The following is a 13,538-nucleotide window of genomic DNA, read 5'->3' as shown; positions in this document are numbered from 1 at the left end:
AAGGGCGTCGATTGACGTGAAGATGCCAATTTCCAGGCTGTCGCTCATGTCGCCCTTTCGCCGACTGTAGAAACGATATTAAGCACAATGAACAGCGAGGAGAAAGCCGTGGCCCAAGTCGTCTTCCATAACAAGGTGGGCGGTTCCGAAACTCTGGAGGCCGCCGCCGGCCGGCCGCTCACGGAGGTCCTGACCGCCCACGGCATCCCCGTCAACGCGGTCATCACCACCCGCAACGGGAAGATCGTCCCCGAGGAGACGACGATCGTCGGCGAGCACGACGTCATCGAACTGCGCCAGGTGCGCCACTACGACCTCGACGTCACCCGCCGGCCCGCGACCACGGTGTACGGCACGCCCGACCCGATCTACACCAAGTCCATCCTGTTCGACACCATGGGCCGCCTGGAGCGGCGCGTGGAGCAGTTCGACGAGGAGAGCTTCGTCCGCTACGTCGAGGAGACCTTCGTCCAGAGCGTGCTCGGCCACGGCGTGCTCCAGGCGGACGACAACGTGGTCATCGGCCTGTCGGGTGGCCGCGACAGCGTCGCCTTCCTGAAGCTGCTCGAACGCACCAGGCACCGGCTGCCCGCCTTCACGATGACCTCGGTGACGATCACCGGCCTGCCCGACTGGGAGGAGCCGGCCACCTTCGCCGCCGCCCGCGCCTCGGCCGAAGGGCTCGGCATCGACCAGGTCATCGTCGACGCCTCCGACATCGAGCGGGTCTTCAAGCTCCGCCGCCCCTTCGTGGAGGCGATGAACGAGGTGGTCGGCGGCGACCGGAGCCACCTGAACATGGTCGTGGGCCACCAGGTGCTGCGGCGCATGCTGGAGGACCACGCCCAGCGGATCGGCGCCGGTACGGTCGCGTTCGGGTTCAACGGCGACGACCTGGTGGCCAGCATGGTCACGTGGCTCACCAGCGGCTTCCGGATGGGCGGCATCCCGGTCAGGCAGATCGGCGGGATGCGCTACGTCTTCCCGCTCTACCGCATCCCGAAGAAGGAGCTGACGATCTACCTGGAGCTGGTCGCTCCCGAGCTGAACCGCCAGGGCACCCCCGGCCGCTTCACCACCGGCCCGCAGGAGCGCTCGATGGCCTACGCCATGGCCGACCACCTGTACGGCCTGTGGCCCGGCATCGACTACTACCTGTTCGAGTCGTTCTCCACCATGCAGCGCTACATGTTCCCGCTGGTCGAAGAGAAGTGCCGGGTCTGCGAAGGCGTCTACGTGGCTCAGGAGGGCGTGCGCAATCCCGTCGACATCTGCGACGTGTGCGACTTCTTCGCGCGCCAGGAGTACGCGTGACCCGTTGGTACGCCGAGTACTTCACCGCCGACTACTGGAGCTTCGCCCGGCACGAGTACACCCGGGAGCGCACCGCCGCGGAGACCGCCTACCTGCTGCAGGTCCTGGGCGAGCACGCGCCGGGACGGCGGCTGCTCGACCTCGGGTGCGGCACCGGCCGGCACGCCGTCGAGCTGGCCCGCCACGGCTACCGGGTGACCGGGGTCGACGTGTGCGCGTGGGCTCTGGAGCAGGCCAGGTCGGCGGCCGCCCGGGAGGGCGTGCGGGTCGGCCTGATCGAGGGCGACCTGCTGGAGCGGGTCGAGCTGCCGGAGGCCGACGCGGCGATCTGCGTGCAGGCCTTCGGCTGGGGACGGGACGACGAGCAGCTCGCCCTGCTGCGGCGGGTGCGTGAGCGCCTGGTGCCGGGCGGGCTGCTGGTTCTCGACCACTCGAACGTCGCGGCCATCCTGAGCCGGTACCGGGCCCGCGACCGCTTCGAAGCGGCCGGCGACACCTTCGACTTCTTGCGTTCCTACGACCCGCTGGACGGCCGGAGCCGCGGCGAGCTGCGCGTGGCGCACGCCGACGGCCGCGTCGCCGTGCTGCGCGACGACGTCAGGCTCTACCTGCCGAGCGAGGTCGTGTCGCTGGTGCGGGCCGCGGGCTTCGAGCTGGTACGGGCCGACGCCGGCTTCACCGCCGGCGCCGCCGTCCAGCCGGAGACCCGCTACGTCCAGATCCTCGCCGTCGCGGCGCCGCGCCCCCGTCCCGCCGTGCTCGGTCACCGGGGCCGCGGCGCCGAGGTGGACCTGCGGTGGGCGCCCGACGAGATCGACTTCGTACGGGACGCGATCGACGACGCCTGGGCCGCCGTCGGCGATCCCCGGGAACCCGCCCGCGCCTACTCCCTGGACGACCCGTACGGCTCGGGGAGCGCCGCCCCGGTGCTCGCCCGCCACTTCGGCGTGCCGCTCGACCCCGGCCAGGTGGTGACGGGGGCGGGCACGACCGGGCTGCTCCACGCGCTGGCCGGGCCCGGCAGGCTGCTGCACACCGCGCACGCCCACCCCGACCTGCCCGCCTGGTCCGCGCAGCGCGGCGCGGAGCTGCGCGTGTACACGCCCGGCCAGGACGTGGCGGGCGAACGGCCGACGACCGTCCTGCTGGAACGGCCCGGCGTGCGCGGCGACGTGCTGCCGCTGGAGCAGGTGGCGGAGCTGGCCGAGGCCGCCGCCGCCGCGGGCGGGATGCTCGTCGTCGACGAGGCCTGCGCCAACTACCTCGGCCCGCGGGCCAGCGCGGTGCCGCTGACCACCCGGGTGCCCGGCCTGGTCGTGCTGCGCAGCGTGTCGAAGGGCTACTGCTGCGGCGGGCTGCGCGCGGGCTTCGCCATGTGCTCCCCCGACGTGGCGGGCGCGGTCCGCCAGGCGGTGCCGCCTCTGGGGATGTCGGCGCTGTCGCTGGAGGTGGCGCTGCGGCTGCTCGACCAGGGCGACGTGCTGGCCCCGCTGCGGCAGGCCGTCGCGGCGGCCAAGCCGGAGCTGGTGGAGATGCTGAGCGGGCTCGGCTGCCGGGTGGAACGGGGGCATCCCGCGCTGCCCTGGGTGGTGACCGAGGACGAGCTGCCGCCGTGGCTGGCCGGGCGGCGGCTGCCGGGCCTGACCCGGGTCAGCGTGCCGCTCTCGGCCGTCCGCCGCGCCGCGCTCCGCCGGGCGGCGGCATGAGGACCGTCGGCGACGCCGTACAGGATGCGTTCGACCGTTGCGACGTACGGCGGGCGGTCGAGGACGTCGCGGAGCTGGCCGCGTTCGACCGATACCAGGCGTCCGACGGGATCCGCGCGGCCGCCGAGTACGTCGCCGGCCGGGCGGAGCGGGCGGGCCTGAGCGACGTGCGGCTCCTGGAGTTCCCCGCCGACGGCGCCAGGCGCTGGTGGAGCTTCCGCGCCCCGCTCTCCTGGACCCCGGTGCGGGCCGCGATCGACGACGTCGTGCGTTACCCGGAGCAACCGTTCGCGCTGGCGGCGGGTTCGGCGGCGACCCCGCCCGGCGGCGTCACCGTCACCGTGGCGCCTCTGGCGGACGCCGGTGAGGGCTCGCTGGCCGTACACGACGACCCCGGCACGCCGGTGCCCGTCGCGATCACGCGAGCCGCGAGCGCCGGCGCGTTCGGCCTGGTCACCGACCGCCTGCCCGGCCCCGGCAGGGTCGAGCTGCCGGCCGGGAGCGGCCTGGCCGCCTTCAGCGTGACCCCTGAGCAGGCGGCCGAGCTGCTGCGGCGGGGCAGGGTCCGGGTCGAGGTCGAGACGCACCGGCGGGCGGCCATGCCCGTCGTCACCGGGCTGCTGCCCGGGACGGGGCCGGAGGAGGTGCTGCTCTCGGCGCACCTGTGCCACCCGCGCCCGAGCGTCAACGACAACGCCTCGGGGGCCGCCGCGCTGCTGAGCGTGGCCGGGATGCTCGCGGGGCGGCGGGGGAGGCGCGGCATCAGGTTCGTCTGGGGTCCCGAGTTCACCGGGATGGCCGCCTACCTGCACGACGTCGCCGCCCGCCCGCCGGTGGCCGCCGTGAACGTGGACATGGCGGGGCAGGACCAGCGCCGGTGCGGCGGGCCGCTCATCGTCGAGCGCAGCCCCGACCACCTGCCCGGCTTCGTCAACGCGCTCACCGAGCACGTCGTGGCGGCGCTGCCGCAGGCCGCGCGCTCCTACTCGGGTGCGGTGGCCTGCGACACCTGGGCCTGGCGTGCCACGCCGTTCGTCGGGGCCTCCGACCACAGTCTGCTCGTGGACGCCTCCATCGGCTGCCCGACGGTGTCGCTCGGGCACTGGCCCGACCGGTTCAACCACAGCGCCGCCGACACGCTCGACAAGCTCGACCCGGCGGAGCTGCGCCGTACGGCCACGGTCGCGGGCGCGGTCGCGGCGGTGCTGGCCGGGCTCGCGGGCGAGCGTGCCGAACTGGAGGACATCGCGGTGGGCTGGGGGGCGGCGCGGTTGCTCGGCTGCCGGCAGGGGTCACGGGTGCTGCTGCGGCACCGTACGGCCGTCGCGCTGGGCGCCCTGGACGGGGTGGAGGCGCTCCACGGCCGCGCGGGCGGCCGGGCACGCGCCTGGCTGGCCGACCTCGCAAATCACGTGGCCGCGCTCTCACCGGCCGGAGCGGGCGCCGCGCTGTCACCGGCGGGTGAGGGTGGCGTGCTGTCACCGGCGGGTGAGGGTGGCGTGCTGTCCCCGGCCGGTGAAGGCGCCGCGCTCTCACCGGTCGGTGAAGGCGGCGAGGTGTTCGCCGGGCCGGTGCTCAGTCGTGCCTGGGATGGGCCGTTCAACCTGCGCGGGCTGGCCGAGGCGGCGAGTCCCGCCGGGCGCGTGTGGCTGGATCGGCAGGCGGCGCGGGCCAGGGCCCGCTCCTACGCCCTCATGCTGGCCCTCGCCCACGGCATCGACGGCGCAAGAGACCGGGCGGCGCTCGCCGCCTACGCGGAGTGCGCGGCCGAGCTGCCGGTGCCGGAGGAGTTCGCGCACGAGTTCCTGGCCGTGCTCGTCGAGGCCGGCTGGGCGAAGGAGGGCTGATGCGCGAGTTGCTGCGCGACCGCCGGTTCCTGCTGCTGTTCTTCGGTCAGACGGTGAACATGATCGGGGACCGGGCGCTCCTGGTGGTGCTGGGCATCTACGTCAAGGAGCTGACCGGCTCGGACACGATGGCCGGGGTGGTGTTCATCCTGCTGGCGGTGCCGTCGTTCTTCGCGCCGCTGACCGGGCTGCTCGTCGACAGGTTCCCAAGGCGCAAGGTCCTGATCGTCAACGACCTGCTGGCCGGGGCGCTGGTGCTCTGCCTGCTGCTCGTCAGGCATCCGGGCGATCTGTGGATCGTGTTCGCGGTCACGCTCGGCTACGGCTTCGCCAACCATGTCTTCAACGCGGCGAGGGGCGGCCTGATCCACTCCATGGTCCCCGAGCGGCTGCTCGGCGACGCGAACGGGCTGCTCAGCTCACTCGGCCAGGGACTGCGGGTGCTCGGCCCGCTGATCGGCGCGGCGCTCTACGTGGCGCTGGGGCTGTCCGCGGTGGCGATCCTGGACACGGCGACGTTCCTGGTGTCGGTGCTTGTGCTGCTCATGCTGCGGCGGGCGCCCGACCTGGCCGCTCCGGCGCCGCGGGAGCCCGGCCGGTTCCGCGCCGATGTGCTGGCGGGGGTGCGCCACATCATGGGCGACCGGGAGCTGCGTGGCGGCGTGCTGGCGGTGGCCGCGGCGCTGTGCGCGGCGGGGCTGGTCAACCCGGCCATGTTCGCCGCCGTGGAGCAGGGGCTCGGCCGGCCGGCCGCGTTCGTCGGGGTCATCGCCGCTTTCCAGGGCGCGGGTTCGGTCGCCGGGGGCTTCGTCGTCGCCGTGCTCATCAGGCGGTACGGGGAGCATCGCGCGGCGGCTGTGGGCTTCGGGCTCAGCGCGGCGGGCCTGGCCCTGGTGATTCCCGCGACGGAGGTGACGATGTGCGCGAGCGGCGTTCTGGTGGGTCTTTCCATCCCGATTTTCATGGTGGCCACGACGACGCTCGTGCAGCGCCGTACCACGAGCGGTATGCAGGGCCGCGCGCTTACCGCAATGGACGCGATCATCGACCTGCCGTTCGTGTTGTCCATGGGGATCGGGGCGCTCGTCGTGGGGTTCCTCGATTTCCGGGTGATCTACGCGGCGGCGGCGGTGATTTTCGCCATGGTGACCGCGTCAGTGCTGGTGGGGCGAGGGTGGCGGATTGATGCCATCCTGGCGAAAGTTGATTGACCAAAACAATCACGATTTTTATCGTTGAATCACAGAAAATGGGCTGAAAGGCCCGGCCCAATTCCAGGAGGCGCCCGTGTTGCATGAAAGCATCCAGACCAGTGTGAAAACCCCCATCATGACGACTCCGGAATTCGTCGAGAAGATGCTCGCCGCGCGCCAGGAAGTTCAGGTCGTGAAGTTCCGCACGACGTGCACCGACTGCGTGCCGAACTACTGACATGACCGAGGCCGGGACGTTCGCGCGCCCCGGGCTCGACCTGCGTGCCGTCCCCGGGCTGGTTCTGTCGGAACTGGACCGGGGCGGTCGCGGCGTGCTCGTCCTGGCCGTGGACGGGCTCTCCTGGCAGGTCGCCCGGCGGGTCTGGCGGTCCGCCGAGCTCTCCTGCCTGGCCTCCACCTTTCCCAGCACCTCGGCCACGGCGTGGCTCACCTCGGTCACCGGCGCGCCGGTGACCGAGCACCTGACGGTGGGCGCCGCCTATAGAGAGCGGGCCGGCGGTCCGCTCGTCAACGCGATCACGGGGGACGTCCTGGCGGGAGCGGCGGCGCCGCGCGAACCGGTCCGGCCGCTGCCCACGGTCTTCGAGCGGGCGGAGGGCGCCGAGGCGGTGGTGGTGGGCCGCGAGCTCGACCTGCTGTCCGGTCCCTGGGTGGACGCGCTCACCCGCGGCGCCGCGCGGCAGCCGGCGCGGGAGGCGCTGACCCGCGACCCGTACCGCCTGGTGGCGGGGGTGGCGGCGGACGTCGGAGCGGCGATCGGCGCGCGGCGGACCCGCCCGCTGCTGCTGTGGGTCTACGTCAACCTCGACGACCACCTGCACCGGCACGGCTACGACGAGCGGGCCGTAGAGGCGCTGGCCGAGCTGGAGCGGCACGCGACCGCCTGGGCTCGCCGGGGGTGGCACGTGCTCGCCTACGCCGACCACGGCCTGGTGCCCGTCGGCTCCGACCCCGGCCTGGCGCGACGCTGGGCGGAGGTGGACACGCCCGAGCTGTGCGAGCTGCCGGGCGGCGGGGCCGGCCGGGTGCGCTGGCTCTACCCGCACCCGGGCAGGGAGCGGGAGGTGGCGGAACGTCTCGCCGAGGCCCTCGACGGCCATGCCATGGTGCTGCCCGCGACCGCGCTCGGCGAGCTGGGCCTGATGGAGTTCGCCGGCCCGGTGCGGGAGCGGCTCGGCGCGGTGATGGCGATCGCCACCTCACCGCGCTTCCCGCTCCCCGATCCCGGACTGTCCTACGAGCACGGGGCGATCAGCGACGGGGAGACGCTGGTCCCGCTGGCGCGCTGGGTCAGATCCAGCCGCGCCTGACGGCCTCCGCTCCGGCCTGGAAGCGGCTGGTGGCGTTGAGGCGCTCCATCACTCCCGCCACCCGCCTGGCGAACGTGCGCTTGCTGAGGTGCAGCCGGGCGGCGGCGCGGTCGTCGGTGAGCCCGTCGTCGAGCGCCCGCAGCACCTCGTCCTGCCCCTCGTCCTCGTGAGCGCCGCTGCGCCGGTCGTCGAGGATGTGGCAGATGGTGTCGAAGACACCCGCCACGGAGGCCGCGACCACAGGATGGGGGATCCTCTCCAGCCGCCCGGTGTGGGCGGGGCCGGGGTGCGCGACGTAGGCGACCACGCGATCCCGTACGAGCACCTGATAGGGCAGGCCGGTCACCGCCCGGACGGTCGCGCCCGCCTGCCAGGCCTGCGCGAGAGGGGACGTGCGGCCGGGCCGGCCGGGCCCGTGGAGGATGCGGACGGCGACCCGGCGCCGGGCGAGCTGGGCGAACAGGCGCGGCAGGGCGGGGTGTATGCGCTCGGGCTCGGCGGACAGCACGAGCAACTCGGCGTGGGTCTGCTCCGCCAGTTCCAGCTCCAGGAGGGGGAGCCCGAGCTGCGCCGCGGAGTGGTCGGCGGGTTTGAAGGGGAGGGTTCTGCTGGTGTTAGGAGACATCGATACCAACCCGGTTGCCAGTCGAAGTATCACTACTTCGCACGCTAGAGGGGAGGTATGTGCATGCGATTTCGGTGCGTTATCGGTCACTCTGACTGAAGTGTCATCACAGTAGATGTGGACATTTTTTGTCATTTCTTGTTATATCGCCTATGCGTGGATATCTTACGATCTCCCCGTATGGAGTCGGCGGGAACGCCATGGCCCTAGCTGAGACGACCCAGTGGGTGTGTGCATGGAGTTCCGCGTCCTCGGTCCACTGACGGTGATCACGGGCAACCTGCAGATCCCGCTGGGCGGGCCGCGACGGCGCATCATGCTGGCGACCCTCCTGCTCAACGTGGGCCGGGTCGTCTCGACCGACAGGCTCAGCGCCGCGATCTGGGGCCAGAACCCGCCCGCCACCGCCCGCAACCAGGTGGCCATCTGCGTGTCGGGGCTGCGCCGGGAGTTCGCCGCCGCGGGAGTGGCCCACGACCCCATCGTCACCGTCTCCTCCGGCTACCTGCTGCGGCTCGCCGACGACGACAGGTTCGACGTCAAACAGGTCGAGGAGGCGCTGCGCCAGGCGCGCACGGCCCGGACCGCGGGCGACCTGGAGAAGGCGTCCGAACAGCTCTCCTCGGCCCTGGCCGTGTGGCGGGGCGACCCGCTGACCGGCGTCGAGGGAGAGCTGGTGCGCGCCGAGTCCGAGCGGCTCGGCGAGTGGCGCCTGGCCATCCTGGAGGAGTACTTCGAGGTCGAGCTGGAACTGTCGCACGATCTCCAGATCGTCGGCGAGCTGGCCGCGCTGGTCGCCGAATACCCGTTGCGCGAGCGCCTGCGCGGCCTGCTCATGCTGGCCCAGAGCAGGGCCGGGCGCCGCGCCGAGGCGCTGGCCACCTACCAGGAGGGCTACCGGCTCAGCATCGAGCGGCTGGGGCTCGAACCCGGCGCCGAGCTGGCCGGCCTGAACGAGGCGATCCTGCGCGGGGAGACGGGCCAGCGGCAGGGCCGCCTCGTCATGGAACACGCCGCGCCGGAGGCGGCGCCGGCCGTGCCCGCCCAGCTGCCGCCCGACGTGACCGGCTTCGTCGCCCGCGACGCCGAGCTCGGGCGGCTCGACGCGCTCCTCGACCGCAAGTCCCAGGCATGCCAGCCGTTCATCGCCGTCATCACCGGGATGGGCGGGGTCGGCAAGAGCGGCCTGGCCGTCCACTGGTCGCATCGCGTCGCCCCGCGCTTCCCCGACGGCCAGCTCTTCGTCGACCTCAACGGCTACTCGGAGACGGGCCCGCCGGTCTCACCCTTCGACGTGCTCGACACCCTCCTGCGCGCGCTGAACGTGACCCGCCAGCATCCCCTGACCACGCTGGAGGAACGGGCCGCCCTGTTCCGCACCGTCCTGGCCGGGCGCCGGCTGCTGCTCGTGCTCGACAACGCGCGCGACTCCAGCCAGGTCAGGCCCCTGCTGCCCGGCGCGCCCGGCTGCGCCGTGATCGTGACCAGCCGCGACCAGCTCGCCGGGCTCATCACGCTGGAGGGCGCGACCCCGCTCCGGCTGGACGTGCTGCCGCCCGACCAGGGGGTGGACGTGCTCGCGTGCATCGCGGGGGAGCAGCGGGTGCACGCCGACCCGGAGGGGGCCAGGCAACTGAGCGAGCTGTGCGGCGGGCTGGTGCTGGCGCTGCGCGTGGCGGCCGCCCGGCTGGCCGTGCGGCCGTCGTGGACCAGCGCCGACCTCGTCGCCAGGCTCACCGACGAGAGCCGCCGGCTCGACGAGCTCAGCCAGGGCGAGGTGGACCTGCGCACCAAGTTCATCCTCAGCTACCGCGACCTGTCGCCGCAGGCGGCCATCATGTTCAGGCGGCTGGCGCTGCTGGACGTGGCCGAGTTCGGCCCGTGGCTGGGCGCCGCCCTGCTGGAGATGGATCCGGAGCGGGCCCAGGACCTGATCGAGCAGCTCGTCGACGCGCAGCTGCTGGAGCTGAGCCAGCCCTGGCCCGGCGGCCAGGCCCGCTACCGCTTCCACGACCTGCTGCGCCTCTACGCGCGCGAGCGCGCCCTGATCGAGGAGAGCGAGCAGGAGCGCAACGCCGCGCTGCGCCGGGCCCTCGGCTGCTGGCTGGCCCTGGCCGAGGCCGCCCACGCCCGCCTGCTCGGCGGCGACTACGCCGTCCTGCACGGCCCGGCGGAGCGCCGCAGGCTGCCCTTCGCCGTGATCGACCGGATGATGCCCGACCCGATCGAATGGTTCGAGGCCGAGCGCCCGCACCTGCTGGCGGCGATCGGCCAGGCGGCCGCGCTCGGCTTCAGCGCGCTCTGCTGGGACCTCACGATGACCTCGGCGACGTTCTTCGAGGTACGCGGCTACTACGACGACTGGCGCTCGGCGCACGAGCTCGCGCTCGCCGCCGCCCGCCGCGACGGCGACGTCCGCGGCGAGGCCGCCATGACCTACGGCCTGGGCAGCCTGGAACTGTTCCGCCAGCGCTACGACGACGCCGACAGCCTCCTGCGTAAGGCGGTGCGCATGTTCGAGGAACAGGGCGAGGAGCACGGCCACGCGCTGGCCCTGCGCAACCTCGCCCTGCTCGATCGCATCGCCGGCCGGTTCGACCTGGCGCTCGAGCGCTACGCGCGGGCCGGGGAGATGCTGCGCGCGCTCGGCGACCACGCCGCCGGTGCGCACGTCATGGCCAGCACCGCGCAGGTGCTCCTGGAAAGGGGCGCGTACGGCGAGGCCGAACCCCTGCTCAAGGCCGCGGTGAGCACCTTCGAGGAGATCGGCTACCAGCGGGGCCTGGCCCAGGCGCTCTACCGGTTCGGCGAGGTGCTGCTGCTCACCCAGCGCGTCGACGCCGCCCGTCAGACCTTGGAGAAGGCGCTGGAGACGGTGCGGGAGCTGCGCGACGTGGTGGGCGAGTCCTACGTGCTGCGGGTCCTGGGTGAGACCTACGCGCAGCAGGGCCGTACGGACGCCGCGGAAAGCGCGCTGCTCACCTCCCGGCAGATCGCCCAGCGGGTCGGTGAGCAGTTCGTGGTGGGGGTCACCTCGCTCGCGCTGGGCAACCTCTACTTCGGGACGGGGAACGCGACGTCGGCCCGCAACAACCTGACGCTCGCCTCGAAGGTCTTCGAGGAGCTGGGCGCCAGGATCTGGCACGCGCGGGCGCTGGAGGCGCTGGCGGCGACGGAGGCCATGCTCCGCAACGACCAGGGCGCCCACGAGCTGTGGGCTCGCGCGGCCGCCCTGCTCGCGGAGGACGAGGGGCACTGAGCGACGTCAGGGGAGCTTGCTGATCATGCGCTCGCCGGGCCAGGGCAGCTGGATGTCGCGCTCGCCGGTCCAGTGGAAGTTCCTGAACGGGTCGACGTCCGGCTCCGCCACGGCGGGCGAGACGAGCAGGGCGGTGAGGAAGGCGGTCGCGATGCTCACCAAGGTGATGCGGCGCTTCATGGGAGTCCTTTCTCGGAGAAGTGTCGATCTGTCACGCGGGTCCCGCTAAAAAGTAACGTCGCCGGCCCGCAGGGTCGAGGAGAGCGGCCAGGCCGCGGGCCCCGGCACATCCGTGGTGCCGCCCGTGCCGAAGGCGGACGTGGTCGCGCCGGCGATCTCGCCGCCGTCCACGACCAGCTCCTGCCCGGTCAGGAACGCGGCGGCCGGCGAGGCCAGGTAGTGGAAGGCCGCGCCGATCTCCGACGGCTGCGCGTGCCTGCCGAGCGGGATGGAGCGGTTGACCTCCTCCAGCATCTCCGGGGTGTACTCCGCCTCCTGCATGGGCGTCAGCACCGCGCCCGGACTGACGCACGCCACCCTGATGTTCGGGCTGAGCTCCAGCGCGAAGGTGCGGCACAGGGCCAGGACGCCGGCCTTGGTGGCGTTGTAGTCGGCGTAGTACGGATAGGCGCGTGAGGCGTTGACGGACGCCGTCGCCAGCAGCACGCCACGCCCCTGCCTCGTCATGTAACCGGCCGCGCAGCGCCAGAGGCCCAGCACGCCCAGCAGGTTGACGTCCACGACGCGGCGGGCGGTGGCCTCGTCGAGGTTGAGCACGCCGTGCCTGACGCTGATGCCCGCGTTGGCGATCACCACGTCCAGCCGGCCCTGGTCCGTCCAGACCGCCGCCACGGCCGCCTCTATCGCCGGCCAGTCGGTCACGTCCGCCTCGACCCAGGTGACACCCGGGCTCGGCGCCGCGATCGGCGGCTGCACGTCGAGGTTGAAGACGGTGTCACCGGAGCGCGCGAAGTGCTCGGCGGCGGCGAACCCGATCCCGCTGGACGCGCCGGAGATGACCACGGTACGCATGGCAGCACCCCTTAGAAGATCACCCGAGGGCTGGTCGTCGCCCGGTTGCCGATGGACCTGCGCAGGTTCCTGCTGACCGTCAGCTTCTTCAGCCACCGGTCGGTGCCGTCGTAGCGGGGATGGAACGGCCTGCGCCCGTGGACGGCGAGGTAGTTGTCGACGATCAGCAGGCTGCCCGGCCCGACGGCCACGTCCTGCTGCCCGGCCTCCAGCCCGGCCACCAGCGCGTCGAGCGCGCTCTCGGCCTCTGGATCTCCGTCCGCGCAGGTCATGAACGGGCGGTCGAGCCGCAGGTAGGGGTTGCCCGGCTCGCCGACGAGCACGGGGACGGCCTCGGGCCTGTCGCGCATCTCGCGCATCAGCGCCAGCGCGGGATGGCCCGGCTGGGTCGCCTCCAGCTGCCGCAGGTGCTCGTCGTCGGGCATGATGTGGAAGCGCGGGCGCGACAGCAGCCGGGCCTGCTCCGGCGACAGCTCCACATCACGCACCGACGCCACGACCGTGGGCACGCGCTCGTGGTTGCGCAGCCCGAACAGCAGAAGATAGTCGCAGCGCAGCGGGTGGAACCCGTCCTCGGTGTGGAACTCCAGCGACGACTGGCTGCCGTGACCGCTCTGCTGCATCTCGTCGCCACGGATCGGCACGATGTTCTGGATCATCCGCCCTCCCTGCAGGGTGGACCAGGCGAACGGCTCGCCCAGCACCATCCCGCACAGGGCGAGATAGACCTCCGCGTCGCCCGCGGCGGCCGACTGCGAGGGGACCGACCAGTGGCCGGGCGTCGGCCCGACGGCGTCGTCGTCGATCGGGAAACCGTGCACCAGGCACAACGCGGCCGGCTCCGTGCGGCGGAAGTCCTCCAGAAACCGGCGCAGCCCCACCGGCAGCTCCTCGCGGATGTGCCAGCAGCGGTCGAAGAAGCCCGGGTCGGCGGGATCCTCGCCGAGCGCCCTGACCCGCTCGCCGACGGCCGTGATCGAGTCCACCTCTTTGCCGTCGAGGACGTATTCGATCGTGTCGGCGCTCATGCCAGTGCGCTCCTCACGCCGGCGGGCCGGATGTCGGTCCAGTTGCTCTCGACGTACTCCAGGCTCTCGGCGCGGGAGGCCGGGCCGAAGGCGACGCTCCAGCCGCTGGGGACGGGGAAGGCCGACGGCCACAGCGAGTGCTGCTCCTCGGCGTTCACCAGGACCAGGAAGGAGCCGTTCTCGTCGTCGAACGGGTTGCTCAT

The 13,538-nt window shown here is 72.7% G+C and carries 11 protein-coding genes; 6 read left to right on the top strand and 5 right to left on the bottom strand.

Annotated features, from left to right (window positions below):
• The first annotated feature begins 108 nt into the window (after window positions 1-108).
• The 5 genes from AB0K05_RS16905 (at window position 109) to AB0K05_RS16885 (ending at window position 7,391) form a co-directional block, all read left to right on the top strand.
• The gene (locus AB0K05_RS16905) at window positions 109-1,314 is read left to right on the top strand and encodes a hypothetical protein (protein ID WP_246639155.1); all 1,206 of its coding nucleotides are present in this window, start codon (window positions 109-111) and stop codon (window positions 1,312-1,314) included.
• Complete coding sequence (locus AB0K05_RS16900; RefSeq protein ID WP_364229932.1) at window positions 1,311-3,020, top strand: aminotransferase class I/II-fold pyridoxal phosphate-dependent enzyme; 1,710 nt, start codon at window positions 1,311-1,313, stop codon at window positions 3,018-3,020. The genes AB0K05_RS16905 and AB0K05_RS16900 overlap by 4 nt, the downstream gene beginning before the upstream one ends.
• On the top strand, window positions 3,017-4,867 hold the full coding sequence (locus tag AB0K05_RS16895; protein ID WP_271276772.1) for a DUF4910 domain-containing protein: 1,851 nt from the start codon (window positions 3,017-3,019) through the stop codon (window positions 4,865-4,867). Before AB0K05_RS16900 ends, AB0K05_RS16895 begins: the two co-directional genes overlap by 4 nt.
• Window positions 4,867-6,078: an MFS transporter gene (locus AB0K05_RS16890; protein WP_271276773.1), complete on the top strand. Its 1,212-nt coding sequence runs from the start codon at window positions 4,867-4,869 to the stop codon at window positions 6,076-6,078. The genes AB0K05_RS16895 and AB0K05_RS16890 overlap by 1 nt, the downstream gene beginning before the upstream one ends.
• A 221-nt stretch (window positions 6,079-6,299) precedes the next feature.
• Complete coding sequence (locus AB0K05_RS16885) at window positions 6,300-7,391, top strand: hypothetical protein (RefSeq protein ID WP_271276774.1); 1,092 nt, start codon at window positions 6,300-6,302, stop codon at window positions 7,389-7,391.
• On the opposite strand, the gene AB0K05_RS16880 is transcribed toward AB0K05_RS16885, so the two are convergent.
• The gene (locus tag AB0K05_RS16880) at window positions 7,372-8,016 is read right to left on the bottom strand and encodes a hypothetical protein (protein WP_148030388.1); all 645 of its coding nucleotides are present in this window, start codon (window positions 8,014-8,016) and stop codon (window positions 7,372-7,374) included. The two genes, AB0K05_RS16885 and AB0K05_RS16880, sit on opposite strands and share 20 nt — an antisense overlap.
• Before the next feature lie 235 nt (window positions 8,017-8,251).
• Here AB0K05_RS16880 and AB0K05_RS16875 point away from each other — a divergent pair, with 235 nt between their 5' ends.
• Window positions 8,252-11,275: a BTAD domain-containing putative transcriptional regulator gene (locus tag AB0K05_RS16875; RefSeq protein ID WP_364229929.1), complete on the top strand. Its 3,024-nt coding sequence runs from the start codon at window positions 8,252-8,254 to the stop codon at window positions 11,273-11,275.
• A gap of 6 nt (window positions 11,276-11,281) precedes the next feature.
• On the opposite strand, the gene AB0K05_RS16870 is transcribed toward AB0K05_RS16875, so the two are convergent.
• From AB0K05_RS16870 to AB0K05_RS16855, 4 genes are read right to left on the bottom strand one after another with little or no spacing between them, the layout of a single operon-like run.
• Window positions 11,282-11,455 (bottom strand): hypothetical protein, encoded by a 174-nt coding sequence (locus AB0K05_RS16870; protein WP_219543196.1) that lies wholly within the window; start codon window positions 11,453-11,455, stop codon window positions 11,282-11,284.
• 45 nt (window positions 11,456-11,500) lie between these two features.
• On the bottom strand, window positions 11,501-12,307 hold the full coding sequence (locus tag AB0K05_RS16865) for an SDR family oxidoreductase (RefSeq protein WP_219543197.1): 807 nt from the start codon (window positions 12,305-12,307) through the stop codon (window positions 11,501-11,503).
• Between the two features lie 11 nt (window positions 12,308-12,318).
• On the bottom strand, window positions 12,319-13,335 hold the full coding sequence (gntD, locus tag AB0K05_RS16860; RefSeq protein ID WP_148030391.1) for a guanitoxin biosynthesis L-enduracididine beta-hydroxylase GntD: 1,017 nt from the start codon (window positions 13,333-13,335) through the stop codon (window positions 12,319-12,321).
• On the bottom strand, window positions 13,332-13,538 hold the full coding sequence (locus AB0K05_RS16855; RefSeq protein WP_148030392.1) for an MbtH family protein: 207 nt from the start codon (window positions 13,536-13,538) through the stop codon (window positions 13,332-13,334). The genes gntD and AB0K05_RS16855 overlap by 4 nt, the downstream gene beginning before the upstream one ends.

The sequence above is a fragment of the Nonomuraea sp. NPDC049486 genome, from assembly GCF_040676925.1.
Lineage (GTDB): Bacteria > Actinomycetota > Actinomycetes > Streptosporangiales > Streptosporangiaceae > Nonomuraea > Nonomuraea ferruginea.
The sequence above is the reverse complement of the archived record's forward strand: the minus strand, read 5'-3'. Positions and strand labels throughout refer to the sequence as shown.

Excerpts from the sequence above, each read along its gene's own strand:
- AB0K05_RS16895 (WP_271276772.1), top strand. The coding sequence starts at position 3,017 with ATGAGGACCGTCGGCGACGCCGTACAGGATGCGTTCGACCGTTGCGAC.
- AB0K05_RS16890 (WP_271276773.1), top strand. The coding sequence starts at position 4,867 with ATGCGCGAGTTGCTGCGCGACCGCCGGTTCCTGCTGCTGTTCTTCGGT.
- AB0K05_RS16885 (WP_271276774.1), top strand. The coding sequence starts at position 6,300 with ATGACCGAGGCCGGGACGTTCGCGCGCCCCGGGCTCGACCTGCGTGCC.
- AB0K05_RS16880 (WP_148030388.1), bottom strand. The coding sequence starts at position 8,016 with ATGTCTCCTAACACCAGCAGAACCCTCCCCTTCAAACCCGCCGACCAC.
- AB0K05_RS16875 (WP_364229929.1), top strand. The coding sequence starts at position 8,252 with ATGGAGTTCCGCGTCCTCGGTCCACTGACGGTGATCACGGGCAACCTG.
- AB0K05_RS16870 (WP_219543196.1), bottom strand. The coding sequence starts at position 11,455 with ATGAAGCGCCGCATCACCTTGGTGAGCATCGCGACCGCCTTCCTCACC.
- AB0K05_RS16865 (WP_219543197.1), bottom strand. The coding sequence starts at position 12,307 with ATGCGTACCGTGGTCATCTCCGGCGCGTCCAGCGGGATCGGGTTCGCC.
- gntD (WP_148030391.1), bottom strand. The coding sequence starts at position 13,335 with ATGAGCGCCGACACGATCGAATACGTCCTCGACGGCAAAGAGGTGGAC.
- AB0K05_RS16855 (WP_148030392.1), bottom strand. The coding sequence starts at position 13,538 with ATGAGCAACCCGTTCGACGACGAGAACGGCTCCTTCCTGGTCCTGGTG.